This window comes from Streptomyces sp. NPDC002619 (genome assembly GCF_042889305.1).
Lineage (GTDB): Bacteria > Actinomycetota > Actinomycetes > Streptomycetales > Streptomycetaceae > Streptomyces.
In genome coordinates, this window is sequence record NZ_JBIAQV010000035.1 from 1 (window position 1) to 26476 (window position 26476).

The following is a 26476-nucleotide window of genomic DNA, read 5'->3' on the forward strand; positions in this document are numbered from 1 at the left end:
CGACATCTCGAAGCGTGGAGAACGGCCGCCTCCGCTGTCCCGGGAAGAACCGCAGATCAGCAGGTCGGGTGACGTGCGAGGTTAAACGTCAAGCTAAGAGGTTGTCTCACGTGGCAAGTTTCGCGAGCTTCTTGTAGCAGGTCAGGGCGGCGGCCAGGCCGAGGAAGGCGAGGAAGTGCGAGCCCTTTCGTTCGTATCGGACGGTGAGGCGGCGGTAGCCGAAGAGCCAGGCGATCGACCGTTCGATCTTCCAGCGGTGCCGACCGAGGCGTTCGCCGGACTCGATGCCGGGCCGCGCGATGCGCGCGACGAGCCCGCGCTCGCGCAGCCAGGCCAGGTGTTCGGCGGAGAAGTACGCCTTGTCCGCGCGGAGTTTGACGGGTCGGCGCCGCCGTGGTCCCCGGCGGGACCGGACGGCGGGTATGCCGCGGATGAGCGGCTTGAGGGCGAGGCTGTCGTGCATGTTCGCGCCGGACACGGCGGCGGCGAGCGGGATGCCCGGGCATCGGACAGCACGTGCAGCTTGCTGCCCTTCTTGCCGCGATCGACCGGGTTCGGCCCGGTCAGCGATCCCCCCTTTTGGCGCGAACGGACGCCGCGTCGACGATCGCCGAGGTCCAGTCCACCTCGCCCCGAGCCCCGAGTTCGTCCAGCACCGCCCGGTGCAGCCGACGCCACAGGCCGGCCTCGGTCCATACCGTGAAGCGGCGATGCGCGGTGGCGGGCGACGTGCCGAACGTCGGCAGCAGATGCCGCCAGGCACAGCCGCTGGTCAGCGCGTACACCACTGCCGTGAACACGGCCCGCTCGTCGCACGGAGCGGTCCCACCACCTTGCGGACGAGCAGCGAACGACGGCAGCAACGGGGCGGCCAGCTCCCAGAGTTCATCAGGAACCAGACGCTTCGATAGATCAGCACCCACGACCGGCAGCATGCCGCACGAACATCAAGTCACGTGAGACACCCTCTAAGCCTTGATTGGTGCGGCCGACCTGGCGGCCTGCTCGATCTTCGCGCAGTAGGCTGCACGGGCTTCCTCGTCGATCTGCTTCTCGTGTTCGGCGCGCACCCCGGTCCGGCCGTCGAGGCCCTCGCGCAGGATATCGGCGTGCCCGGCATGCCGGATGGACTCGCCGAGGACATGGACCATGATGGCGAACAGGTTCGTGTCGGCATAAGGCTCCGGCCACCACGGCACGTGGCCGGGGGCGTCGAGGGGAAGCTCGTTGATCGTCGCGTCCGAGTGTTCCCACGTGCGCCGGTAGAACCCGATGATCTGATCGCGGGTCTCGTCCTCGGTCGCCCACAGATCGCTGCCGTTGTAGTCTTGCCACCGGGGCAGCGGTTCCGGGGAAGGGCGGTCGAAGACCTCGCCGAAGTACCTGGCCTCGACGGTGGCCACGTGTTTGACCAGGCCGAGGAGGTTGGTCCCGGTCGCTGTCAAAGGTCGGCGGGCGTCGTATTCGGACAAGCCGTCGAGTTTCCAGAGCAGCGCCTTGCGGTCCCGCCGCAGTCTCCCGTGCAGGTTGTCTTTCGCGAATTCATCGATCATGCGGCATGAGCCTGCCATGGGCTGCTCGTGGTCTCAAGATCCCGTACGTGGTCCGCAATGACTGGCAGAGCCGAGGCCTGGCCATGGCCGCCGCCCTGACCTGCTACAAGAAGCTCGCGAAACTTGCCACGTGAGACAACCTCTAAGCCGGTGCGAGGTTCTCTATGCACTGGGTGATGTCGATCCTGAGTGGCGAGTGTCGCGGGTAGACGGTCGGGCTTAACCCCGATCGGGCAGAGGCGAGGACCTGGTATCGGCGCCCACCGGGTCGCCCGGCAGGAGCCCGAGCTGGACGACCAGGTCGAGCAGGGCGGCGCGGACAGCGGCGCCGTCCAGGGTGTGCTGGTCGAAGACGTGCCGGACGGCGACCCGTCCGACGACCAAGGGCAGCTCAGACTCAGCCCAACCCGAACACGGGCGATGAAGATGAGGATGGCGACACCAGAAGCTGATGCTTGATCCACAGCGGAACGGGCGTCGTTGTACGCAAACCGGGCGTCTGATCTCGGCTCCTTGAACGTTTCGGCGAATGGTGTGCGATGCCGAGGCGGGTTGGGGTGGGTGGGTTCGGCGCTGCTGGTCGGCGTCGGCGGTGGGGTCAGTTTTGACGGTTGGGTAGGGGGGCTGGAGCAGGTGGCGCGGCCGAAGGAGCCGGTGGCGGTGGCGCTTTGGGCGTGCCGGCCGCGGATGGCGAGGGCGCAGCGGGCGGTGCCGCCGTGCTCGTCGAGGACGAGGCTGATGAGGGGGTCCTGGCCGAGGGGTACCTGGACGGTTTTGCGTCAGGGCAGGCGGGTCTTGTGGACGGTGGCGGCTTTCCCGGCCTCGCTGCGGGCCTGGTAGGTGAGGTCGGCGGTGCCGGTGCCGGTGACTTCGTAGGTCACGGCGGCGGTGGGGGTGTGCTTCTTGTGGGCGCTCTCGTTGTCGCCGTCGGTGCCGAGGACGCCGTACAGGACGAGTCCGCCGCAGGCGGCGAGGACGGCGGCGGCGACGAGGAGGCCGGCGCGGTCGGGGCGCTTCAGTTGTTGCCGGGCCGATCGGCAGGGTCGGCTTCCGCAGCGGATTCCGAGTTTCTTTTCTCCTTGCTCATGAAGCTTCCTTTTGTCTCGGACGGCCCGTAAGTGGGGGCCGTGAATTGAGATGTCCGGGTTTTCTTTCTTTGTGTGTCCGCGGCGCTCCGGGCCGGAATCGGGCCCTTATACACGACGCCATGCCGTGGTTTCCAATGCCCGGACAAATCGGACGTCGAAATTGAGTCACCGATGAAATGCCGGAATTGTGTGATCGCTTGACGTGGCGTCATCAGGGCGACCACCGAGGCGGTACGCGTCGTCGAACCAGGCATCGGCCAGCGGCACGGTCACCGTCACCGCCGTCAGGGACGACGAGGCGTCTTTGATCGTGACATGAGCCCGTTCCACCTCCGCGTCACGCTCGATGAACACCTCGGGCCCGCGTGTGCCCTCGCGCCACGCGATGTCCTGCCCGGCATCGAGCGCGTCCATGGCCTCCTGCCAGTGCCGCAGATCGTCCGGGCACACCCAGGTCCTGAGGCTTCCTCGCACGAACGGCGTCTCGACCAGAAACTCTCCGGCCCGCGCCCCGGCCGCGCCCAGGCCCTGCGGATGCTGCCTTCCACCGAGCCGGAGGACGACGCTGTTGCCCTCGCCCCTCAGGCGGATCAGATCGATCGGTCCTCGGCCACCGGTGCCCCCTCCCTCTCGTCCTTCACAGCTGATCCCCTCGAAGCTGCACGTGAGTCCGCTCGCCGTATGCGTCCGTGATGTCGACGGTGATGTTCCCCCGTCAGGGCGAGGGAGAGACCGGCGGTGCGGTGGTCGGGGCCGGGGCACTGCAGGTTGCTCGGCCGAAGGTGCCCTCGGCGACGGAGCGGGAGGCCGGTCGGCCGTGGACCCTCAGCGTGCATTCGGCGTGGCCGCCTTTCTCGCCGAGGAGGATGTCCATGGTGGGGGGCGTGCCGTCGGCCGGCATGGAGATGTGCTTGGTCCAGGGCAGTTGGGCGGGTGTGAGCGTGCCGCCGCGTAGGGCGGGGCCGCTGCCCGTGCTGACAGAGACGCTGACTTTTGCTGTGCCGGTGACGGTGTAGGTGACGTCGTAGGTTGGGATCTTCGCTGCCTTTTCCGGCTCCTCGTCCTGCCCAAAGAGCGCGACCGCCAGGATGAGGACAACCGCTGTGACGGTGAGCAGAGCGATCCCGCCGATGAGGAGGCGTCTGGGCGTTGGGCGCCACGAGCCGGTCGAGGTGTCGGCTTCGGGATGCTCGCCGGGACCTTCGCCGTCCGCTTGCGTGGATGTCGGCGTCGACTCGGTGGGGGTCATGGCTTGTTCTCTCCCAAGGGTTCTGGTGAAGAAGTCGGCTGGTTATACCGGATTGCCGGGCGGGAAATCCACCGTGGTAGCAAATCCGTCTTATTGGCATAGCTGAATATCGGGGCTTGATATGCCCGAAGGATCAGATATCCCCTATGGGCATTCGCTTGACATGGGCTCGTCCAACCTCCAAGAATCTCGGCCGTTTGGCCTGTCGATCTCTCAACATGCCTCCGATGGGTGCGTGTTGGACTTCAGGAGGCCACGTACGGAAGCCATCCGGAGCAGGTACGGGATAGCTGTTTCGTTGCGCCGTCTGGGCGCGGCGGATGAGAACTGGAGGTTCTCTTCGTGGTATCGAGACACAGACGGTTGCTGGCCGTCGTGGTGGCGGGAGCGCTGTTCGCCCCGCTGCTGCAGACCCCGGCATTCGCTGCGGCGAAAGGGTCAGGAGGCGGCGGGCCAGGAATCGTCGACACGATCGCGGGCTGGTTCTCCGACGACGGCAAAGAAGAGCATAAACCCACACACTCCAAGGACCCCGACGTCCCGCAGCGCCAGCACCTCCCCAGGGGCAAGAAGGCGCCCAAGGCCACACGGGTGAAGGAGCTGACCGGCAAGCGCACAGCCAACGCGCGCTACTGGCGGCTCTCGGACGGACGTATCGAAGCCGAGATATCGTCGCGGGCGACGGCATACCGCGCGGGCACGGAGTGGAAGCCCATCGACACCACAGTGTCGGGGACCGGACGCAAGGGCTTTGACTACGCCAACACCAGTAACGCGGGGCGCAGTTACTTCGGTTCCGATCCGCGGCGGCTGATGCGGTACGAGGCGGAGTCGGGCGAGGCTGTCACCTTCGGACTAGTGGACGGTGGCCGCGACAGCGGGAAGCTGAAGCTCCAGGCGAGGGCCGCGACGGTCAGCTACCCCGATGCGCTGGGCGGAGCCGACCTCGTCTACAACGTTCGGGCGGGTGAGGTGAAGGAGGACATCGTCCTCAACGAGCGGCCCACCGCCGCCCAGCGCTTCACCTTCCGGATCACCACGAACGGGCTCACCCCCAAGCTGCGCAAGAGCGGCGCCATCGACCTGATCGGGGAGCTGTCCAAGAAACCCGTACTGACCATCCCGGCGCCCTTCATGACCGACGCCGAGAAGGCACGCAGCGGCGCGGTCAGCCAGCGGCTGGTGAAGGACGGCAAGGGCTGGCGGCTCACCGTCACACCCGACGCGAAGTGGCTGGCCGCTTCCGAGCGCCGGTATCCGGTCGCCATCGACCCCACGGTCGTGGTCGCCACGCAGGTGCCCGGTATGCAGGACACCATGATCGCGTCGCAGGCGCCGACGTTCAACTACAACGACAACGATGGCAACGGCACACGCTATCCGCTGAACGTCGGCACCAACGCCTTCGGCACCATCCGGTCTCTGGTGAAGTTCCCGCTCGGCGCCATACCGGCAAATACCAAGATCGACAACGCGCACCTCAGCCTGTACTACGACAAGACGCACACCACCAACGCCAACAGCGTGACCATCGAGGCCCACCGGGCCACCGCGGCCTGGGACGAGACCACCGCCACGTGGAACAGCGCCAACGGCATCACCGGTGAGCTGTCGGGCACCACCGTCACCGTCGACGACGGCGACGCCGGGACGACGGCCGCGGTGGGGGTGTGGCCGGTACAGGCCACCACCGGCGGGATCAACGTCGGCAACGACTACGCGTACAACAAGAACACCGCCACGGGTGAGTCGTACACCTGGCAGCCCAAGCTGCTCGAGTCCGGCCTCTACCGGGTCGACGTGCACCACGCCGGCACCGCCGACGCGACCACCGCAGCCCCGTACACGATGATGTACAACGGCGGAACCGAGGCGTACACGGTCAACCAGACCACGGGCACCTCCGGTGTGTGGACGACGCTGGATTCGCACACCTTCGCCGTCGGTACGGCGGGCAAGGTGGTGCTCGGCGACACGGGTGACTCCACCAAGCGCACCATCGCCGACGCCGTCCGGTTCACCAAGGCCGCGATCGCGACCAAGGGCGCCAACGCCGCGAACAGCGTGCGGCACTCCTTCTCGGTCACCGACACGGTCCAGTCCTGGATCAACGGCACCTACACCAACAACGGCTTCGTGCTGAAAGCGGCCGACGAGTCCGTGCTGGGCAAGGGCGGACCGAGCTATGTCTCGTCCGAGCTCAACAACAACGAAGTACCGGCTTCGTACAATCCCGGGCGGCTTGACGAGATCGTGGTCGCCCCCAAGCTGACGGTCGTCTACGGCCGTCCGGGTGTCACGCTCGCGGCGCCGACCACGATCCATGACACCGGTGCGGAGCTGTCCTGGTCCGCGTACGCCGACCCGTCCACCGCCACCGGCGACGACATCGTCGAGTACCAGGTGCACCGTGGTACGACACCGGACTTCAAGCCGTCGGCGGCCACGCTCGTCGCGCCCGTCTCCAAGAACACCACGAAGTACACCGACTCCTCCGCGGAACCCAGCACCACCTACGCCGAGGACGGTGTCCACTCCTATTACTACATGGTCGCGGTGAAGACCCAGGACGGGCAGCTGATCACCGCGCCGACCCAACGGGCCACAGTGCCCTCCGCCACCCGGACCACGCAGATCATTCAGACTGGAACCACCGACACGACCCTGTCCTCCACCGAGTCGACCACGGCTCATGACACCGTCAGCAACAACGGCGCGGCGCAGAAGTGGCTCGCCGTCGGCAACAACTCCTCCACGCTCGGTGTCACCAGAGCCCTGCTGAAGTTCCCGACGCCCACTCCACTGCCGCCGGGCGCCCGGCTGCTCGGTGCTTCGGTCAACCTCTGGGGTGCCTCCACCACCAGCCATGCGACCGGTGCGGCCTTCGATCTGCACGGTCTGGGCAAGGATTTCGACGCGGCCGCCGCCACCTGGACCAAGGCGAATGCCACCACCAACTGGACTGCACCGGGTGGCGACTTCGGCTCGTTGCAGTCGCAGCAGTCGAACGGGGCGACGACCGATGAGTCCGGCTGGCACAGCTTTGGCGTCACCTCCCTCGCGCAAAGCTGGCTGGACGATCCGGCGAGCAACAAGGGCGTCCTGCTCAAGCTCGACAACGAGACGACCACCGGGCCGCAGGAACAGACCATGTTCCTGTCCTCCGAGGCCAACGAGGCACAACTGAGGCCCCAGCTGTCGCTGACCTACACGGACACCACCCGGACGTACTCCGCGCCTGAGACGCCGGCCCGGATGATCCCCGGTGACACCATCTCCACACCGGTGACCGTCACCAACACCACCGACTCCCGCTGGAAGACCAGCGACTACGTCCTGTCGTACCACTGGTCGCTGCCCGACGGCACCGATGTCACCAACGGCGGCAACCAGATCCAGACGACAATCCCGGAGGGCATGGAGGGCGGCTACCTCCTGGCCGGGGAGACCGGGACATTGAACGCGCAGGTGAAGGCGCCAACCAACTCGGACTCCGGCAACAAGCGCACCGAGTACGACCTGACCTGGGACGTCTACAACAAGACGACCGGCCAGTGGCTCTCCCAGTCCGCGGGCATCACGGGTATCAGCCAGCGTGTCGCGGTGGAGGACCCGACCTCGGACCAGCTCGGCCTGGAGAAGTTCTACTCCTACACCGGCAAGAACACCGGCGCCGGTTCGACGCTGATGAACAACGTCCACGCCGGCAACAACGTGTGGTCCTACAACGTCTTCAGCAACCCGGGCCGTGGTCTGTCGACCTTCGCCCGGCTGAGCTACAACTCGCTGGACACCTCCGATACGGGGCTTGGCCAGGGCTGGTCGGGTCAGGCGGCGGCTCCGCTGCGGATGGGCGGCGCACTCGACTTCCACCCGAACCCGAATCCGACCGAGGTGATGCTCCCGGACGGCGACGGTACCTCGCACATCTTCCGCTGGGACTCGGCGACCAGCACCTGGAAGGCACCCGCCGGCGTGCACTACCTGCTGGAGCAGGTCGCCGGTGTCGACTGCAACCCGGACAAGGAAGCCGCTATGCGGGCGTGGAAGATGACCCGCCCGGACCGCACGCGGTTCTGGTACGACTGCGACGGCTACCTCACCTCGGTCGTGGACAAGAACGGCAACACCCAGACGTACACATACGAGAAGCTCACGTCCGGCAACAAGCGGGCCAAGCTGCTGCGGTACATCACCGACCCGGCGGGGCGCAAGTCGCTGACCATCGACTACTACGCGAAGGGTGACAGCTACCCGTACTTCGACGCGACCGGTGCGAGGCAGACGGGGTCCAATCTCACCAACCCGGAGATCATCGACCACGTCAAGTCGATGACCGATGTCTCGGACCGCACGGTCTCCTTCGTCTACAGCGACAAGGGCCTGCTGGGCGAGGTGACCGACGGCGCCGGCTCATCGCAGCCGAAGGTCTTCGGGTTCACCTACGACGCTACGCAGGGCAACAAGAACGTCAAGCTCGTCAAGGTCACCGACCCGCGTGGCCATGCGACCTCGCTGGACTACTACTACCCCCAGACCGACGACGACCCGAAGTTCCACTGGCGGGCCAAGAAGATCACGGACCGGCTCAGCGGAGAAACGCTCTTCGAGTACACGGACCCCGATGGCACGGCCGGTTCGACGATCCAGACGAAGGTCACGGACGCCGAGAACCACGCCACCACCTATGTGACGGACGGCTTCGGCCACGCAACGCAGATCACCAATGCCAAGTCCCAGGCAACGAACTTGGGTTGGGACGCCGACAACAACGTGACGCGTCTTGAGGAGGCCAACGGCGCGGTCACGACGTACGTCTACGACCAGAAGACCGGCTATCCGCTGGAGCAGAAGGACGCCGAGGCCAACAAGAACGGCACGGCCCCCGCGACCTTCACTTACCAAACGGGCCTGGGCGGTTACACCGCCGACCTGGACCAGAAGACGTCGCCAGAAGGCCGCGGCTGGCAGTTCGGCTACGACGCCTTCGGCAACCTGAAGACGGTCACCGACCCCAAGGGCGTCGCAACCCCGACGGCGGGCGACTACACCACGAAGTACGAGTACGACTCCTACGGTGAACTGACCAAGGCCACCGACGCCAACGGCCACGCCACGACGTACAGCGGGTTCGAGCCCACGGGCTATCCGAAGACGATCACGGATGCGAAGTCGAACGCGACGACGTTCGTCTACGACGAGCGGGGTCAGGTCACCAAGGTCACCGATGCCAACAGCAAGGTGTCTACGCAGACGTACGACGCCTACGGGCGTCCGCTGGTCAACACAGTCCCCAAGGACCAAGCCGCGGGAGTCTTGATCACGACCCCGGCACCGGAGTACGACGCCAACGACAACGTCACCAAGTCGACGGCGCCCAACGGCGCAGTCTCCACGGCGGTATACGACGACGCGGACCAGGTCACCTCGGCGACGGCGCCGGCGAACAACCAGACCAGCCCGCGCACCACGTCGTACGCCTATGACAAGGTCGGCAACCTGAGTTCGACGACCGAGCCGAAGGGCACGGCGACGACGGATGCGACCGACTTCGTCACGACGAATTACTACGACGAGATCTACCAGCTGACGTCCGTGGTCAACGCCGATCAGGACAAGGTCAGTTACGAGTACGACGACGTCGGCAACGTCACCAAGGTCATTGACCCGAAGAAGAACGCGACCGCCGACACCACCGACTACACCACGAAGACTGACTACGACTTTGACCACCGGGTCACACAGGTCACGGACGCGGCCGGCAAGACCACCAGACGGGGTTACGACAAGGACTCGCTGGTCACCTCCGCCACGGACGCGGAGAACAACACCACGCTCATCACCTATGACGAGCGGGGCAAACAGTCCGAGGTGAAGGTCCCGCACGACGGCACCTCGTCGATCACGTACCGGTCGACAAAGTACGAGTACGACCAGATCGGCAACACGACCAAAGTGATCACCCCGCGGGCCGTCGCCGCCGGTACGACCACGGCGTTCACCTCGCGTACCGAGTACGACGAGCTGAACCGGCCGGTCAAGCAGTACCAGCCCTACGACCCGGCGGACAGCCGCTACAACGACCCGAACGTCTACACCGAGACCACCTACGACAAGGTCGGCCGGGTCACGAAGACCTCCCTGCCGCCGTCGGACGGTGAGACGGTCCGCAACGACACCACCTACAGCTACTTCGACAACGGCTGGGCGAGATCGTCCACCGACCCGTGGGACATCGCCACCACGTACGACTACAACGAGCTGGGTCAGCAGGCCAAGCGGACCCTGACCTCGGCGGGCGGCTCCTCGGACCGCACGATGACCTGGGACTACTACCCGGACGGCTCGCTGAAGTCCCGCGCGGACGACGGCGTCCCGGCCGGCAAGTCCGTGGTCCTGGTGGACAACTCCGACACCCAGAACACCTCGAAGACCGGCACCTGGACGAAGGGAGACATACCCGGCCAGCAGGGCTACAACCACGAGACCCACGCGGCGGGCACTGGCATGGACGCCTTCACGTGGACGCTCAACATCCCCAAGGACGGCACGTACACCGCGTACGTGAAGTTCCCGAAGGTGACGGGCGCCGCGACGACGGCCAAGTACACGCTGACGTACGACGGCGGAACGATCGACAAGACGATCGACCAGAACGCCACCGCCAACCAGAACACCTGGGTCTCGCTGGGCTCCTACGCCTTCAAGCAGGGCAACGCCGCGAAGCTGCAGCTGTTCCAGAACAGCGGCGGCACGGTCGTCGCCGATGGCGTCAAGCTCGTCCGGGACACCAGCGGCGACCCGGCCGACACGGAGAAGGACAACTTCGCCTACACCTACGACCTCAACGGCAACCTGACCAAGATCGACGACACGTCATCGACCGCGAAGATCGACAATTACGGGATCGCCTACACGGGCCTCAACCAGGTCCAGAAGGTGACCGAGTCGCTGGCCGGGACGGAGAAGAAGTCGACGTCGTACACGTACGACGCGAACAGCCTGACCGACACGGTCACGCACCCCGACCAGTTCTCCAAGTACACCTACGACCTGCGCGACCTGGTGAAGACGGTCTCGGTCGGCAAGACCGCCACGGACTCCTCACCGAAGGTGACGTCGTACACGTACACCGACCGCGGCCAGACACTGAAGGAGACCAAGGCCAACGACAACACCGTCGACTACACCTACTACCTCGACGCAGCACTGAAGACGTCGACGGAGAAGAAGCCGAACGGCACCCTCGTCTCCTCGCACACCTACGCCTACGACCCGAACGGGAACAAGTCGCAGGACGTCGCGAAGAAGATGAACGCCGACAACCACGCGGCGTACCTCGAGTCGACCACGGACTACACCTACGACCCGGCCGACCGGCTGAAGCAGTCGGTGAAGACCGGCAACGGCGCGGGCACCGAGACGTACGTCCACGACGACAACGCCAACGTCATCAGCCAGACCGTCAAGAACGTCATCACCAACTACGACTACGACCGTAACCGCCTGCTGAGTGCCACGGCCACCGGCACTTCGAAGGCGAACTACAACTACGACCCGTTCGGCCGCCAGGAATCCGTCACCTCGGACGGGAAGATCGTTTCCCGGAGCGTGTACGACGGCTTCGACCACGTCATCGAGTCCCAGCAGGCGGACTCCACAGGCGCGTTGAAGTCGACGACGTACACCTTCGACCCGCTGGACCGGACCGCCTCCAAGACCGCCGACGGCAAGACGACGGACTTCGAGTACCTGGGCCTCTCGTCCGAGGTCCTGGACGAGAAGGTCGCCGGCACGCTGACCAAGTCGTACCAGTACAGCCCGTGGGGCGAGCGACTGTCGCAGGTCACGCACAACACGGACGGCACGACCGATGACGGCTACTACGGCTACAACAGCCACACCGACGTCGAGACCCTCACCGACAGCAACGGCGACACCAAGGCGACGTACGGCTACACCGCTTACGGCTCCGACGACACGTCCGAGTTCACGGGCATCGACAAGCCCGACGCGGCCGACCCGACGAAGGACGAGTACAACCCGTACCGCTTCAACGCCAAGCGCTGGGACGCCCAATCCGGCACCTACGACATGGGCTTCCGCGACTACAACCCGGGCCTCAACCGCTTCACCACCCGGGACATGTACAACGGCGCACTCGCCGACATGGGGCTCGGGATCGATCCGTACACCGGCAACCGGTACGCCTTCGGCGGCGGCAATCCCACCAGCTTCATAGAGGTGGATGGTCACACCAGCTGCGACATCACGGGTACCTGCGGCGGAGGAAAGCAGCGTGAAACCCCGCAGGTCAAGCAGGAAAAGGCCGAGGGGCAGTGGCTAAAATCGAACCTCGTCGGCGAGATTAAGATCGGCGTCTTCGCGCCGCCCGTCGCGCCGTTGGCAGAAGGAGCAGAGGCGGCCGAGGCGTGGGCGATTCCCCGAATCATCAGTCTCCTCAAGACAGATCCCATCAAGATCCGCTGGGGTGATATCTATGAGCGGCCCGAAGAACTGACAGACCCCCAGTGGGACACAGTTGTTGACAACTGTCAGGCAACGTACGGTCTGCGCGAATCACAATGCCGCGATCTGCCGGTCTACGTGGTCGACGGAAAGCAGACACCGAAGATCGCCATCAACGATGCGTCAGCAATCGCCACCGGCCACCCCTTCCTGCTGCACTATAACGGTGGCGGAAAGGAGAAAACGCTCAACCGTGAGCTTGCGGGCTGCAGTTCCTGGTGGAAAAGAGGTGGTGGTGTCCAGAGCTGTGACGAGTACCCCTTCGCCACATCCATGGAGGGAGGGGTAGGCTCCCAGCTTATGGGTGTGCCGTGGGCGGAGCAACAAACCCAGGGCACTACAATCTCAGCGTTCTACAGAACGAACAAGATCAAACGAGGGGATCCGTACCTGGTGGCCGTGATAAACGTGCGCCAAGTCAACGGAATCTACGTGGCGCCATGAGGGATGGTGACAGCATGAGCCAGCTCCTTTGGGCTGATGGGGTCAGCACGCAGTATTCGCTGATCTCGATTCGAGACTTCGGTACTGCCGACAACCCCGTGGCGGAGACGGGCGAAGAAGAGGTGATCTACTCGCCTGGCCAGATTTTCGTCGCTTCGCGTTCCGATGTCGACGGGGATGTCCGTGTCGAAGTCTGGCTCGGCACACCAGGTCCTGATAGCGGGCGCCGCGTGATGGATTCCGTGATGAATTTTTCGTCAGGAATCATGAGTGTCACCGATCCCGGAGATTTGGACGAAGAGTCGCTTCGGCTGCCCGAGCCTGGACCGTGGTGTGTCAGCGTGTGCGTGCAGGGCGAACCGAGGCCGCACACTGTGTCCCTGTTCCTTCAACCGGGAGAGCCGACGGAAATCGGCGCATCGGTCCGGTCCTAGCTGGAACGCTTGCTGCTCTGGCGGATCCAGCGTGGGCGCAGCGCCCCTTGTGAAAACGGCCGTGCCGGGATGCTCCGGCACGGCCGTGCTCTGTTGGTACGTGAAGGCCTGGGGCTCCTGTGGGGTGCGGAAACTCACGCATGGCTTGTGACCAGGCGCTTTGTGATGGACGGCCATCCTGGCACGCTCGGACTGCATGGCACTGCGCATGCTCTACCTGATCTTCCTCCGGCTCCTCGGGCTGCTCCTGCTGCTCTCACGCAGGGACAGCACCAAGGACGTCGAGCTCCTCGCGTTGCGCCATGAGAACGCGGTGCTGCGCCGCCGGCTCGGGGTACGACCGCGGCTGACCTGGCCGGAGCGTGCCGTGCTCGCCGCCCTCGGTCGGCACCTCCCAGGCCGCTTGCGCCAGCACCGCCTGGTCACCCCGGGCACTTTGCTCACCTGGCACCACCGGCTCGTCCGCTGGAAGGGGAAACAGCAGTCGGCGCGCACCGGACGGCCGCCGATCTCCGAGGAGCTCACCGCCCTGATCCTGCGGCTGGCCCGGGAGAACCCGACGTGGGGCTCGACGCATCCAGGGTGAGCTCAAGCGCCTGGGGCACCGCGTCGCCGCCTCCACCATCCGCCGCATCCGGCGCAGCGCCGGGCTCGGCCCAGCACCCCGACGTGGCCCGGGCACCGGACCGACCTGGCGTGAATTCGTGCGCGCCCAGGCCTCCGGCATCCTGGCCGCTGACTTCTTCCACATCGACACCACCGCGTTGACCCGGCTGTACGCGTTCGCGGTCATGGAGGTCGGCACCCGGACGGTCCACATCCTCGGCGTCACCGCGCACCCGACCGCAGCCTGGGCCACCCAGCTCGCCCGTAACCTCCTTGCCGACCTCGGCGATCGAGCCTCCGGCTTCCGCTACCTGGTACGCGACCGGGACAGCCGCTACACCCAGGCCTTCGACGCCGCCTTCACCAGCGAGAACATCAAGATCCTCAAAACGGCGCCGCAGGCGCCGAAGATGAACGCCCACGCGGAGCGGTTCATCTGCAGCGTCCGAGCCGAATGCACCGACCGGATCCTGATCTACAACGAGCCCCACGCCCGGCATGTCCTCGCCCAGTACGCCGCGCACCACAACCGCGGACGACCGCACCGCGCCCTGCAACTTCGAGCCCCCGCCGACGACTCGAACGTTATGCCCTTCCCCGCGCAGCGCATCCAGCGCCACGACACCCTCGGCGGACTGATCCACGAGTACCGCGACACAGCCTGACGCACATCAGATCTGGGCACGCGAACGTACAGCTCACAAGCCGTTCGAGACTATTGGCCCCCCACAGGCATCCTCCACGAGTACGAACATGCCGCTTGACCCGCACGGACGAGGTTTTCGGCAAGGGCACCGTCGACGCGGTCGCCCAACCCCCTCTGGATACAGCCCGATTGCGGGAGATCACCGATGTACTCGCCTCCTCCTGACCCGGACACCGAACAGCGCATGCGGGCCCATCATGCCCGCGCTGCGAAGGCCCTGGCGGTCCAGACCGAGCCGGGGGGCTGGGGGTGGCCGGGCACATTCGCCGCCTCCGACGGGGTGGTAGACCTCAGGGATCCAGTCCAGCGGTCGGCACAGCTCGCTGGCGCGGGTCGGCGGGTCTCGGCCATCGTGAGCTCATGCCCGGCCCGCAGCCGAGTAGCGGTCGGTCGGACGCCTTCTTCGGCAGCCGCCGCCCCCCATCTCGCTTCCGCAGTCCTCAGAAGATCCATGGCCGCGTCCGCCAGGCCGCGCAGATCGGCGGCGGGGAGTCCTCATCCATGTTCAGCGTCAACGACCCGCGATGGCGGTTGGCGGTGTAGGAAGCGGGTGCCTCGAGCGGTGCCCGCCATGACAAGCTGTGCTTTCCACTGCCCAGTCCCAGGAGGTCACCATGGCTACAGAGTCTCCATCGCCCGAAGAGCCGGTTGACGGCGAGAGCCGTTCCCTCTCGCCCGACGATGACGGCCAGTACGACTTGAAGCGCAAGTTTCGGGAGGCTTTGGCGCGCAAGCGTGGTATGCAGGCGGACGCCACTGACCTCACTGCGAGCACCAACACGTCGAAGGTCCACGGCGCGCACGGCCCGGCCGCGAGTCAGCGGTCGTTCCGTCGAAAGAGCGGCGGCTGAGTCCCATAACGGCCTCAAGACGGGACTCGGCAGCGTCAAGCGATGTCTGGCGCTGGCCGGTTGGGCCGCGACCAACGACGACATCGAGCGGTCCGCCCTGGACAACGACTCCGAACCGGCCGCCTCGCGGAACTCCTGCGCACGCAAGGACGGAAGAGGCGATGAGGCTGTCCACCGCCGCACTCGACGCCCTGGTCGAAGAGGCGATCGTCGATGCCTACGACGAGCACGAACAGCTCGCCGCCTTCCAGGCGGTCATCGAGGACCGCCTGGCCCTGCCGTTCACCACCGTCGTGCTCGGCATCCCCGTGACCGTCACCGCCCTCCAGGACCGGCCCGGCAGCCCCATCGCCGCCTGGTGCAGATACGGCCGGCACGCTCAGGCGATCGGCCTCCTCGACCTACCGCTGCCAGGCCCACGGCGGCCGCGCAGCCCTGGCAGAGCGTCGACCGCTCGGCCGGGCGGCAAAGGCGTTGGCGGCTGCAGCCCGCCTGCACCGGCGGCACGCCTCCTCGCGGATCATGGCAGGGTGGGCGTCGTGATGACCCGGGACGAACTGATGAGCACGCTGTCGGGTCTGCGACAGGCGCGGATCGGCGCGCATCGCGCGCCGCACAAGCCGCTGCTGGTGCTGTGGCTGCTGGGCCGGTTCGTCACCTCGGGGAGTACCGCGGTCACCTACGACGAAGCCGAAGGCCCCGTCAGCCGGCTGATCAACGACTTCGGTCCGGCGATGACCAACCCGTCACAGGCCAAGCAGCGTGCCGCGATGCCCTTCGTGCACCTGGAACGCACCCTGTGGGACCTGCGTGACAGCGTCGGCCAGCCGATACGTCCGACCGATCCGGATCGGGGAGCATGGCTGCGCGCCCAAGGCGCCCACGGCCGTATGCACCCCGAAGTGGAGAGGCTGCTCGCCGACCCGGGCACCGTGGCGGCGGCTGCCGGGCTCCTGCTCCAGCAGCACTTCACCCCAGCGCTGGAAGCACCCATCTGTGACGCCGTCAGCCTCGAGCCGGCCCGCTGGGCTGCGCAAGCGATCTCCGTCCCGGGACCAAGACAGCGGCGAGCACGGCGGCCCGGTTTCGTCGAGGACGTCCTGCACGCCTACGCCTACGCATGTGCCTTTTGCGGGTTCGATGGCGCCATCGGCCGCAATCCCGTGGGCCTGGAGGCCGCCCATGTGCGCTGGCACAGCCAAGACGGGCCGGACGAAGTGAACAACGGGCTGGCGCTCTGCTCCCTGCACCACACACTCTTCGACCTCGGCGTGCTGGGACTCGGGCCGGACCTGCGGATCCAGGTCTCCCGCTGGTACGTGGCCCGAAGCACGGCCGGGCAGGCTGTTGACGCCCTGCACGGCAAACGTGTTGCGACGCCTCGGCCTGGCCACTGGGCCATCGATGCGCAGTACGTCGACTGGCACCAGCGGCAGGTCTTCAAGCGCCCCGCAGCGCATGCTGCATGACCTGTACCAAGGAAGCTCGAGCACTCGCAGACAGCCGCACCGTCTGGTGACGAGGCACCAATCACCGCGGGCCGATCAGGCGGAGGTTTCCTGGCTGTCCATGAGGTGCTGGATCGCGGCCAGGATCCCTTCCACGGCGGCGGGCTGGTCGGCGAGGGTGCTCAGGGGGATCGAGGGCCAGCCTTTGTAGCCTTTCTGTCGTTGCACCTCCAGCTTCTTCTCCAACTCGGGAACGGCCGGCAGCGACTGCGCGAACGCGGCCGCACGATCCGGGCCGAGGTGGTGGGTGACCGATCCGAAGCTGAAAGCGAGTTCTTCCTTGGGAGGGTTGTCGTACAGGGACAGCGTCCAGATCGGCACCTGGCGGCCGGCGACGGGATAGTAGACGGACATGCTCGGGTAGGTGGCGTATCCGCCCTCCAACCGCCCCCTGGCTGCCGCGTGATCGAGCAGAGCGGTCGCGATCTGCCTCGGTAGTGGGGCCAGGCGCGTGCCAAGCGCCGCGTCCATGTCGGCGCGCGTGGTCCGGTGTGTGCTGCGGCGGCCGGCAGGGGACTTTGCTGCCGTGGCGACCTCCCCGTGGATGCGCGGGACGAGGACGCGGAGGTCTCCGTTGCCCCGGTACTGGGTCAGTTCGATGGCGTACACGTCGGTCTGCCGCATCTGCCGGTTCAGGAACTCGACGATCGCCCTCAGCTCCAGCGGGATCCGGTCCGCGACGAACAGCAGCCGCATCTGGCCGGCGGTCAGCCGTTCCTCGACTGTCGCCCAGAACTCTTGGCGGGAGCGGTCGCCGAGGAACTCCCCGTATGCCTCTTCCAGCGGCCGGCCGTCCGCGGCGCAGGTCTCCTCGAAGCAACGCTGAAGCAGTGCTCCAGGCCAGTAACGTGCTCCGTTCGCCGCGTAGTCCAGCATCTGGCCCACCACCTCGCGCCGGATACGTGTATCGCTTGCCCGCTTCACCTCCACCAGCGTCGGCACCCCGTCGGCGTCGACGAAGAGGTGGTCCAGCCAGTACGCCGGAGCACCATCCGCACTCGTTGCGACCCCCATCTCCCGCGCCACCAGCACGAGCCTGAGCGGCTGGCCGTCAGCCAGTGAGCCGAAATCCAGCATCCTCGGATGGCGCGCGAGAAGTTCTTGGAACTCCGCCTCGGTCTCGAACGCGGCCGGCTCCAGGGCCTGCAGATCCGCACCCAGAACAAATACCGGCTGATCACTCACTTGCTGCTCCCACCCGTGATCTCGCGGTCGTGGTCAATGATCGTTTCCGCATGGCCGCCCCCGGTGAGGAAAGCGGCAAGGGCCTGATCGTAGAGTCGGCTCCCGCCACAGACAGACGCATCCGGAAAGTTGGCAGGCGGTTCGTCCCGGCCATCGCCGCTGACCTCGTACAGCACCGTGCAGCAGGTCGGGACCGCAGGCGGCGGGCGCCGCGGGAATCGCCGCTAGGGACAGGATTCGCCGAATTTGACGGCCGTGAACGTCACGGGCTGTCCCTTCAGCTCGGCGCCGGCGCTCGGGGTTTGGCTACACACGTGCCAGTTGCTCTCCACCAGCACCCAACGATCCTCTGCCGAGGCGTCCTTGACGCTAATCGACGTGCTGCTGTCGAGGGCAGCGCGCGCCGCCTTTACCGACTTTCCCTTGAAGTTCGGCATCTTGCCTCCGGCCGCCGACGACACCGTCTGGTCCTTGGCCGGGCACGTCTCCTCCAGTTTGACCGCGCCGAAGTCCAGGGTGGTGTCGGTCGGCACTACCCTGCCGGTAGCGACGTTCTGGCTGCAGACCTTCCAGTTCCGGTCGAAGGCCTGCATCCGGCCGCGGCCCAGAGCATCGTGCGACGTCAGCGAGTAGAAGCCTTGGCTCTGGGCGGCATCCTGCGCGGACTGCAGTCCCATGCCGACGAAGTTCGGGACGGTCTTGGGAGTGGTGGCGGTCGGCTTGCTGTCCTGCGTGGGCTTGCCGGCGTCCGCAGCTGCGGTGGCCGAAGCCGACGGGGTGGTGCCGTGGGAGGCCGTGGTGCTGTTTGCCGGGTCGCAGGCCACGAGTACGCCGGTTGCGGCGCACGCGAGGACAACGCTGATGATGCGGGTGTGCATGGATTCCCCCGATTGGTGCCGGTACAGGCGGAACACGGTAGATCATCTGTGAAGAAGATGTGAACTACCGTCATCCGACCGTTACCTGGTGTGCATGTCGCTGAAGCGGCAGTGACCGGCGCTGCTGGGCGAGGGCGTTGCGGGGCGTCCCGGTGTTGACGGAGTGCGGCCCGGCGAGGGTACGGCTTCGACGCGTGTGATGTCCTCTTGATTGCCTGTCAGGCAAGATCACCGGTTGTGGTACGAGTGTCGATTATGTGCGGGCGGCATGGATAATCTGTGTTCCCCGGTCCCTTCTGCTGTGTGGTGCCGGTCAGCACCAGGAGGAGGCTGCCGTGGGGAACACCCCTGACGTCCTGCCGGACCAAAGACTCGACGAACCGGGGGACCCCGACGAAGCAGGAGTGGCAACGGAAGAAGCCGCTGCGGCTCATGTTCCTGTCCGCCGTCGCTTGCGCGCATGGTCTCGTTTCGCCACTTGGGGCTCCTTAGCCGTGGATGAGCCTCGCAATATCCTTTTTGTGTATCGACGGAGACCCAGTACGTGGCAAGCAAGAGTGGTAGTGAATCGGCGAAGAGCTGTGGCGGCCTGGTCGTCATTGCGGTGATCGCCGCCCTGATGACGCAGTGTGGGGCAAGGACGGCAACTCCCACACGAGTTCGAACTCTCCGGCCAGCCCGGCCGCGAGTGCGGCGAGTCATGCGGCGAAGCCCGCCGCGAGTCGGCCAAAGAAGGTGACGATGTCGCTTGCCGAGATCGTCACCACGCCTGGAACGCTCCAGCAGTTCAAGAAGTTCGTCGCCGAGTACGGCAACGCTGATCAGAAACAGGCGGTCCAGCACCTGACGAAATGGCGCGGGTACGGTCGCAAGGCCTACCCGGCCATCGAGGTGGACTCCGACTATCCGACGGTCGACTACGAGGCTTCGGACGCCACAAACGAGACTCTCGCTCTCGAAGAGCAGTCCCAGTACATCGCCGAGGCATTCGCCGCATGGTGGCAGACGGATGAAACATCGGTCATCCAGGTCTTCGACCGTGGCGGCAATACACCGCAGGTACGTCCTGCATCCGGCCCGACAGCGTCGAAGCGCACGGGTCGTGCCTGAACAGCTGACGTGAGCAGACCCTGAGCCCTGCCGGCGCCTCGGGCACGCGGCAGGCAGCCTGCCTGCCGGGCGGAAGCCGGTTCGTGCGTCCACCCCCAGGCCGCGCACCAGACAAGGAGACCGTGTACGTGTACGACGAGGAAGCGGCCAGGGCGCGGTTCCTTGAGGCGGGGTGCAGCCCCGAGGAGGCCGACACGCTGGTGAATGCAGGCATCGATCCTGACATCGTCGGAGCCCATGCCCGCGACGCCGTGGGCTTCGCCTCCGCCGCCGCCTTTCACGATCTGGCCGACCCCAACCATTATCTGCAGGCCGCGGGCGGCGATGCGGACGAGGCTTGGAGGCAGTGGGCGAAGGACTCCGTGGAGGGTTCCTTGTACGAAGGGCAGGACGAGGACGCAGAGGCGGACGAGGGAAACGACGGCGAAGGGAACGCCGCAGGGGATGACGACGATGGCGAGGACGCTCGCGGCGTCTACGGATGGGTGAGCGCCTACATCGCCAGCGTCGGCCCGGGGGAGTACACCATCGAGCTGTACGACGACCTGAGCATGCCGGGCAACGGCACCCACGTGGACACTCTGAGCTTCTCCCTGCCCCCCACGATTCCTGCCAGCTCGCCGGCCGAGCGGGGTGCCTGCGTCATCAAGGCGGCCACCGAAGAGCTCGCCGACTACGGATGCATACCAGCCTCCGACTTCCAGGGCAGCGGCGACAGTTTCAGCGTGCAGGTCCGCGCAAGCGGCCGCGCCCGGCAGTGGCTCGAGGACCAACGGCCGCCGATAGAAAAGTTCGAACTGCTGCTGGCCGGGCTGCAGGGCCTGCTGGACGAACTGGCGACCGTGCACTCAGATCGCGCCCATCCCCGCATCGGCGCCATTCCGCAACCGCACCCGGGCCGACCGGAGCCGGCTGTGCAGGGCGGTGCTGAGGGCTCGATCGTCGACTGGGATAACCGGGAAGCATTCCTGCAGGCTGTCGCTGCCGAACGGCCGGACATCGTCCAGGTCGAGCGGTACCAAGGTGGCTGGGGCAAGCGTCTTGACGGGGCAGAAGGCCTGAAGCATCCCAGTCTGCGCGGCCTGAAGCGGGTGCGGGCTGAAGCGGCGCAGCGTGATAGCGAAGTGAGCGGCTTCACCGCGGTGTTCCGCTCCGGCGACGTCGTGCACCGCTACCAGGTCCAGGCCGACTGGGTCGAGGACCTGGAAGAGCGTTTGGACGACTGGGACAAGCGCGTGAGGGTGGTGCGGGATGAGCAGGCCCGATTCCCCGACCTCAAGCAGTGGGGAAAGCAGCTCTACCAGGCCCTGCTCGGCGACGGTCAGTTCATGGCGGCTGAAACACCCCCAGCCCAAGACAGCCGGGGCGAGGATCTCGCCCGCAGTATGTTCGGCCCCGACTGCCCAGTGGAATCGCATGACATCCGGCGCGCCCTTGCCAAGGCGCGGGCCAAGCGGGTCGACATCCTCCTTGAGCGGCAGCGGGCGCAGTGGCAGACCGCCGTCCCAGCCTGGGCGGCACGACTGGCCGCCTCGCCGGACTTCCAAGAGGGCACGACGGCAGAACGCGCCATGCTGGCCAGCAACCTCCTGTACGCGCACCACCCCATGGCTGACACACCAGACCTTGTCCGCCTGCTCCGCACCGCGGCTGCCGACCTGCTGGCTTGAGACGACACGAGCGCAACGGATCGCCGGACAGCGCATCATCGCCTGTTGGCGGTGGGGGCGCCGTAGGTACAGCCTGGGATTCAGACACTGTCGAAGGAAGCGATCGTGGGGGGTGGGAGTGAACAAGGGGCAGTATCCGAAGGGGCGGTGCAGGGCGTGTGGTCGGACTCTGGGCCTGCACGAGGGCAAGGTCACCGTCCACCCCGCCCGTGGCAGCAGCGGACCGTGTCCGGGCAGTCGGCGTGGACCTGCGCAGACTGCGACGACGAGGCCCCTGAGGTCGACGCGCGGAGTCTGCGGGCGTTGAAGCCGATGGTCCGGGCGTACATGCCACGAAACGTGCCGCTGTGGTTTCCCGAATGGGAGGGCGTGGCGATGCCGTCCATAGCGCTTCCGGCCGGCCAAGAACGCATAGCGGTCTGGATACCTGAGCGGCGCCGGTCCACCCTCCGGCTGATCAACGAGATCCTGGCGGTGCGAGCGCGCCCGGACTGGGACGACGAGCTCGGGTGCTGGATGGTCTCGCGCGGGCACTTCACCGCACTGGCCGAGGGACTGCTGCGACGCTATCCGTGTGTGGCCGTGGCACGCGAGTTCAACCGTGCGGAAGTGTGCACTGCGTCGTGCAAGAACGCGTCGGGTCCGTATTGCACATGCTCCTGCCAGGCCCGCAACCACGGTGGCGGTGAGTGGATGGCCGGATGGCGCACCACATCTGGACCCGCCCGTGACGTCGGTGGGTTTTGGTGGACGTGGCTCCTTGCCGAGAAGGCGGCGTCGCGGCCCGCTGTGGAGGGGCAGACCGAACCAAAGCGGCGAGTGCAGGGTCACGCACAGGGAACGGTTGCCCCTAACCCGGCTGGTGGTGACTCGCGTGAAAGTGTCTCAGGCGGTTCGCGTGAAAGTGTCCAGCTGGAATGTGCTGTGACCCGCGATGATGCGGGGTCCGTGCTTTGAGGAGAGTGGACATCTAGGCACGAAATCGCAGGACAGTTTGACGCGAGTTCAGATAAAAAAGTTGGTATGGACCTGTTGTTTTCTATTATGGGCTGAGGAGCCCGGCGAGGGAGTGCGTGGCCGTGTCGCCCCTTGCGCTGATCTTCTGTAAGAGGGACTCCAGGCAGGCTTGGGTGGGCGCCGAGATTGTGGGGATGAGCAGGACAGATAGCCCCGGACATACCGACCTCGGCGAGGAGGGCAGACCCCCACGCGTGGGGACGGGACGTTGACGTCAGTTGCGCCACCAAGGACGGCCACGATAGACCCCCACGCGTGGGGACGGGACACCGCCCGCACCCCTGCCGAAGCAGCAGCCTGGGATAGACCCCCACGCGTGGGGACGGGACCTTGCTGACCTGTGCGGCTGGTCCTGCTTGCGCGGGATTTTACCGTCCTTTACTCAGGAGCGAAGGGGTTTCCAATCAGGCCTGACCGGGTCCTTGCACCCATGGCCCATCGGCTGGTCGCCTCCTGGGGCTGGAACGAGACGAACTGGGCCTCACGGTGGGCGGCTTCCGGAATGTTGGGTGCGTTGCTGCTTCGCGTCATTGAGGCCCGTGCATCATGAAAACTGCACGTCAGAGGGCCTGGTGTGCGTAGGCATCAGGAAGCTCGGGCAGGTCCGGAGCGGTAGTCCACCGACAAGATCATCCGTCAGCGGGCGACTTCCCGGTTCAATGCCAGAAAGTTATGATTCATGCCAGTTTGTCAAGCAGCCCTGGTGGTCGGCGTGTTCGTGGCGGCGAGTGGCTTTGCGGGGACGGTTGTCACAGGCTGTTCGGGGAGTCGGTAGGTTGCGGGCGCGGTCTTGATCAGCAGGTTCTTGCGTGCCCAGGCGCTGAGGTGTTGTGCGAGGGTGCTGTGTTTGACGGTGTTCAGCGCAGCGGTGATCTCACGGGCGTGCCAGGGGCGGTGAGGATCGGTGGCCATGACCGCGAGGACGTCTTCAGGGCGGACGGCGACCTTGGAGGGCCGCGGCGGTCCGTCCGGGATCTTGAAGGTGGCCGGCCCGGTCTTGATGAGGATCTGGCGCCTGGCCCACCGGATCAGCTCACCGGTCAGGTCGCTGCGGTCCAGCCGTAGCAGGGTGGCCAGTTCGATGGCGCGCCACTCACGCTCTGGGGCGGTGCCCATCGCGGCGAGCACATCTTCGAGCCTGCTGGTGTGCATCGGGACCGCAGGCGGCAACAGCGTCTGGGCCGTCACGGACGGGTCCTGCTGCGGGGCCGGGTTCTGGCCGGGCCGACCGGGCGGAGCTGCTGTCGGTGCGGGGACGGGAGTGTCCTGCTGAGGGAAGTGGACGATGATGTCGAGGGCGGTGACCGGCGTGCTGACGCAGGGGCGGTCCTCGTCGGACCGGCGGTGTCCGTAACGAGCGGAGACGCCCTTGACGGTGCGCGCGCTGATCCGTGGCCGTCGCGGTGGCAGCAGGGCGCCGGTGACTGCCTTGGTGATCGGGCCGGTCAGCTCGCTGCCGGCGTCGGGCACGATGGCGGCCCCACGGGTGACGCTGTCGCGGGCGGCGACCAAGGCTGCGGTGAAGCAGGCCCGGTCCGGATCACATCCGGACACGGCATCGGTGGCGTCCAGCATCGCCATGCGCAAAAGCTGGTGGACCGTCAGCAGCGCCCACATCTCCTGGCGCAGGCCCTGAGGGTCACCCGACCGCAGCACGCGGCCCTTGAGCATGGTGTGACGGATCGCCAGGAACGTCACCTCGATCTCCCACCGCTCATGGTAGAGGGCCAGCAGGTCTTTGGCCGGGTGGCGGCGCATATCGGTCAGCGTGGTCACCAGCCGGTACTCGCCCCGATGGGTGCTGCCGTCCGCGCAGGTGACGGTGACGGTCGCGGTGACGACACGGACCGGGACCCCGGCGATGACCGACAGGAAGGAACCGTCGGCCAGGACCTGCAGCACGGCGGGCCTGCGCGAGGAGCAGATCCGCAGCAGCAGCGCCGCCTTCGAGGCGTGCACGGCGCGGACGAAGGCGTTCGCGTCGAATCCGCGGTCGGCGAGCACCAGCATGTCCTGCCGCAGGTGGCCGACCAGCTGCAAGGCAGCCTCCACCTCGCCGCGATACGGGCCGACGACCGCACCGAGTAGAGATCGCGTCCCCGTCTCGGCCAAGGCCATCACTGCCAGCAGCGGGAAGGCGGCCACCCCGGCGGCGACTTTGTACCGGCCCAGCCAGGCCACGTTGTCGCCGGTCTCTGGGACGCGGGTGGACCGGCAGCCGTCGAACGCGACCGTGCGCAGACCCCGCCAGGACACGCCCCTCGTGCACGGGCGCCCCAGCGGACCTGCCACAACCTCGAACAACTCCCGCAACGGGTCCGGTCCCACCCGCCGACGCACACAGGCCAGACCCGCCGCAGTCACCGACGCCACGAGGCGTCCTGCCTGCCGCAACGCTCCGGCCAGGGTGTCCCACACCCGCCCGTAGGAAGCGTCGGGGAACAGGGCCAGCGCCAGCACGAAGTACACCGCCACCCGCGCTGGCACCGTCCGCGTCCGCCCCCGACGGCCTGGCCGGTCAAGGACATCGTCGACCAGTTCGAAGGGGAGATAACGGGTCAGAGCCCCGAGATGCCCCGGAGCGAACACCCCGCGGGCGGTCGTGAGGGCCTGAGTCAGCGTCGTCGTGCCACACTGGTCCGTCAATGGGACCCCCGGTGTTGGTCTGTCTTGGTCGACGACTCAACTTCCGGAGGTCCCGTCCCGTTCTCCCGGCCCACCGCTTCGACACACCGCCGCCGGGTGCTTGACAAGCGGCAACTTCACATAACTTTCTGGCATTGCTTCCCGGTTCGTCAGCACCAGCAGGGCCCGCACCAGCGCGGTCGCCCACCTCGGATCCGTGCGGACCTTGCCGAGAACTCTCCAGTTCTTCAGATGGGCGAAGCCGTGCTCGACCGGGGCCCGCACCGCGGCCAGCGCCTTGTTGGACAGTTTCTGACCTCGGGTCAGGGGCCGGTTCCGGGCCGCCTTGTAACCGGTGATCACCGCCGGGTCGGCGTCGGGAGGACCGTCGTCGAGGCCGACGAACCCCAGGTCAGCGATGGCGCCGAGCCCGGCGGCCCGCAACTTGGTGGTGAGCTTGTCGTGTCGGCAGGCGGTGATCTCCGACGTGCGTCCGGGCCGCACCGCGGAGATCCATACCAGTCGGCCGCGGTCGTCGGTGAGCGCGATCACGAGCAGGCCATGGCATTTGTGCTTGCCCGAGTAGTTCGGCCGGTTGTCCGCTCCGGTGCGGCGACGGGTGCGTATGAGGGAGCCGTCCAGCAGGACCACTCCGCCGCCCTTCCGGGCGATCTTCTTCAGGGCCCGGTCCAGGCGCGGGGCGCGGGCGGCCAGCAGGCCGACGACCTCCCTGACCCACCGCGCGACGGTGGTGCGGTGCACCCCGTTCCCGCCGGCCAGGTCGCCGGGCCGCTGGTCACAGCGCAGCACCGCCAGCACGATGGCGGCGATCTTCCCCGCGGGCAACGCCCGCCACCGCGAGCCGATCCTCTTCAGGTGGCCGCGTATCAGGTCGGCGAGATAGTTCAAGGTGGCGCTCGACAGCGGCAGGCGGGCGGTGTAGACAAGGTCGTCAGGGCCCTCGACGGTGTCGTTGTTTTTCTTCACACCAAACTCAACTACCGTCGGGGGCCCGCCAGTTAC

The 26476-nt window shown here is 66.6% G+C and carries 17 protein-coding genes and 1 pseudogene; 9 read left to right on the forward strand and 9 right to left on the reverse strand.

The window, feature by feature from the left end; genetic code table 11:
- Positions 1-106: 106 nt before the first annotated feature.
- Positions 107-923: pseudogene (locus ACFYXB_RS35025) on the reverse strand (IS5 family transposase).
- 45 nt (positions 924-968) lie between these two features.
- Complete coding sequence (locus ACFYXB_RS35030) at positions 969-1553, reverse strand: DinB family protein (RefSeq protein ID WP_389589086.1); 585 nt, start codon at positions 1551-1553, stop codon at positions 969-971.
- A 5-nt stretch (positions 1554-1558) separates the two neighbouring features.
- On the opposite strand from ACFYXB_RS35030, the gene ACFYXB_RS35035 reads away from it, so the two are divergent.
- On the forward strand, positions 1559-1687 hold the full coding sequence (locus ACFYXB_RS35035) for a hypothetical protein (RefSeq protein ID WP_257548903.1): 129 nt from the start codon (positions 1559-1561) through the stop codon (positions 1685-1687).
- A gap of 85 nt (positions 1688-1772) precedes the next feature.
- Here the strand turns inward: ACFYXB_RS35035 and ACFYXB_RS35040 are convergent, their stop codons facing one another.
- The 3 genes from ACFYXB_RS35040 to ACFYXB_RS35050 form a co-directional block, all read right to left on the reverse strand.
- The gene (locus ACFYXB_RS35040) at positions 1773-1937 is read right to left on the reverse strand and encodes a hypothetical protein (protein WP_389589087.1); all 165 of its coding nucleotides are present in this window, start codon (positions 1935-1937) and stop codon (positions 1773-1775) included.
- Positions 1938-2806: 869 nt separating this feature from the next.
- Positions 2807-3403, reverse strand: a complete 597-nt coding sequence (locus ACFYXB_RS35045) for a DUF5959 family protein (RefSeq protein WP_389589088.1) — start codon at positions 3401-3403, stop codon at positions 2807-2809.
- Positions 3357-3890: a hypothetical protein gene (locus tag ACFYXB_RS35050; protein WP_389589089.1), complete on the reverse strand. Its 534-nt coding sequence runs from the start codon at positions 3888-3890 to the stop codon at positions 3357-3359. The genes ACFYXB_RS35045 and ACFYXB_RS35050 overlap by 47 nt, the downstream gene beginning before the upstream one ends.
- A 1317-nt stretch (positions 3891-5207) precedes the next feature.
- Between ACFYXB_RS35050 and ACFYXB_RS35055 the strand changes: the two genes are divergently transcribed.
- From ACFYXB_RS35055 to ACFYXB_RS35080, 6 genes are all read left to right on the forward strand, one after another.
- Positions 5208-12863, forward strand: a complete 7656-nt coding sequence (locus ACFYXB_RS35055; RefSeq protein WP_389589129.1) for a DNRLRE domain-containing protein — start codon at positions 5208-5210, stop codon at positions 12861-12863.
- A gap of 14 nt (positions 12864-12877) precedes the next feature.
- On the forward strand, positions 12878-13297 hold the full coding sequence (locus tag ACFYXB_RS35060; RefSeq protein WP_389589090.1) for a hypothetical protein: 420 nt from the start codon (positions 12878-12880) through the stop codon (positions 13295-13297).
- A 196-nt stretch (positions 13298-13493) separates the two neighbouring features.
- Entirely contained in the window at positions 13494-13883 is a 390-nt protein-coding gene (locus ACFYXB_RS35065) for a helix-turn-helix domain-containing protein (RefSeq protein WP_389589091.1), read from the forward strand.
- 118 nt (positions 13884-14001) lie between these two features.
- A complete protein-coding gene (locus ACFYXB_RS35070; RefSeq protein WP_389589092.1) occupies positions 14002-14568 on the forward strand; it encodes an integrase core domain-containing protein in 567 nt (188 codons plus the stop codon).
- Positions 14569-15223: 655 nt separating this feature from the next.
- Positions 15224-15460, forward strand: a complete 237-nt coding sequence (locus ACFYXB_RS35075; RefSeq protein ID WP_351367559.1) for a DUF5302 domain-containing protein — start codon at positions 15224-15226, stop codon at positions 15458-15460.
- Between the two features lie 542 nt (positions 15461-16002).
- Positions 16003-16929, forward strand: a complete 927-nt coding sequence (locus ACFYXB_RS35080; RefSeq protein ID WP_389589130.1) for a phosphorothioated DNA-binding restriction endonuclease — start codon at positions 16003-16005, stop codon at positions 16927-16929.
- A gap of 75 nt (positions 16930-17004) precedes the next feature.
- Here ACFYXB_RS35080 and ACFYXB_RS35085 read toward each other — a convergent pair whose 3' ends face one another.
- Together ACFYXB_RS35085 and ACFYXB_RS35090 are read right to left on the reverse strand one after the other, a co-directional pair.
- Entirely contained in the window at positions 17005-18153 is a 1149-nt protein-coding gene (locus ACFYXB_RS35085) for a hypothetical protein (RefSeq protein WP_389589093.1), read from the reverse strand.
- A 224-nt stretch (positions 18154-18377) separates the two neighbouring features.
- Positions 18378-19031, reverse strand: a complete 654-nt coding sequence (locus tag ACFYXB_RS35090) for a PASTA domain-containing protein (RefSeq protein WP_389589094.1) — start codon at positions 19029-19031, stop codon at positions 18378-18380.
- Positions 19032-19772: 741 nt separating this feature from the next.
- Between ACFYXB_RS35090 and ACFYXB_RS35095 the strand changes: the two genes are divergently transcribed.
- Positions 19773-20141 (forward strand): hypothetical protein, encoded by a 369-nt coding sequence (locus ACFYXB_RS35095; protein ID WP_389589095.1) that lies wholly within the window; start codon positions 19773-19775, stop codon positions 20139-20141.
- A 128-nt stretch (positions 20142-20269) separates the two neighbouring features.
- On the forward strand, positions 20270-21811 hold the full coding sequence (locus ACFYXB_RS35100; protein ID WP_389589096.1) for a hypothetical protein: 1542 nt from the start codon (positions 20270-20272) through the stop codon (positions 21809-21811).
- A 1707-nt stretch (positions 21812-23518) separates the two neighbouring features.
- Here the strand turns inward: ACFYXB_RS35100 and ACFYXB_RS35105 are convergent.
- Together ACFYXB_RS35105 and ACFYXB_RS35110 are read right to left on the reverse strand one after the other, a co-directional pair.
- Positions 23519-25417, reverse strand: coding sequence for a transposase domain-containing protein (locus tag ACFYXB_RS35105; RefSeq protein ID WP_389589131.1), 1899 nt, complete (start codon positions 25415-25417; stop codon positions 23519-23521).
- A 93-nt stretch (positions 25418-25510) separates the two neighbouring features.
- Complete coding sequence (locus ACFYXB_RS35110; protein ID WP_389589097.1) at positions 25511-26440, reverse strand: transposase family protein; 930 nt, start codon at positions 26438-26440, stop codon at positions 25511-25513.
- Between the last annotated feature and the right edge of the window lie 36 nt (positions 26441-26476).

Excerpts from the sequence above, each read along its gene's own strand:
- ACFYXB_RS35030 (WP_389589086.1), bottom strand. The coding sequence starts at position 1,553 with ATGATCGATGAATTCGCGAAAGACAACCTGCACGGGAGACTGCGGCGG.
- ACFYXB_RS35035 (WP_257548903.1), top strand. The coding sequence starts at position 1,559 with ATGAGCCTGCCATGGGCTGCTCGTGGTCTCAAGATCCCGTACGTGGTC.
- ACFYXB_RS35050 (WP_389589089.1), bottom strand. The coding sequence starts at position 3,890 with ATGACCCCCACCGAGTCGACGCCGACATCCACGCAAGCGGACGGCGAA.
- ACFYXB_RS35055 (WP_389589129.1), top strand. The coding sequence starts at position 5,208 with ATGATCGCGTCGCAGGCGCCGACGTTCAACTACAACGACAACGATGGC.
- ACFYXB_RS35060 (WP_389589090.1), top strand. The coding sequence starts at position 12,878 with ATGAGCCAGCTCCTTTGGGCTGATGGGGTCAGCACGCAGTATTCGCTG.
- ACFYXB_RS35065 (WP_389589091.1), top strand. The coding sequence starts at position 13,494 with ATGGCACTGCGCATGCTCTACCTGATCTTCCTCCGGCTCCTCGGGCTG.
- ACFYXB_RS35075 (WP_351367559.1), top strand. The coding sequence starts at position 15,224 with ATGGCTACAGAGTCTCCATCGCCCGAAGAGCCGGTTGACGGCGAGAGC.
- ACFYXB_RS35080 (WP_389589130.1), top strand. The coding sequence starts at position 16,003 with ATGACCCGGGACGAACTGATGAGCACGCTGTCGGGTCTGCGACAGGCG.
- ACFYXB_RS35090 (WP_389589094.1), bottom strand. The coding sequence starts at position 19,031 with ATGCACACCCGCATCATCAGCGTTGTCCTCGCGTGCGCCGCAACCGGC.
- ACFYXB_RS35095 (WP_389589095.1), top strand. The coding sequence starts at position 19,773 with ATGTCGCTTGCCGAGATCGTCACCACGCCTGGAACGCTCCAGCAGTTC.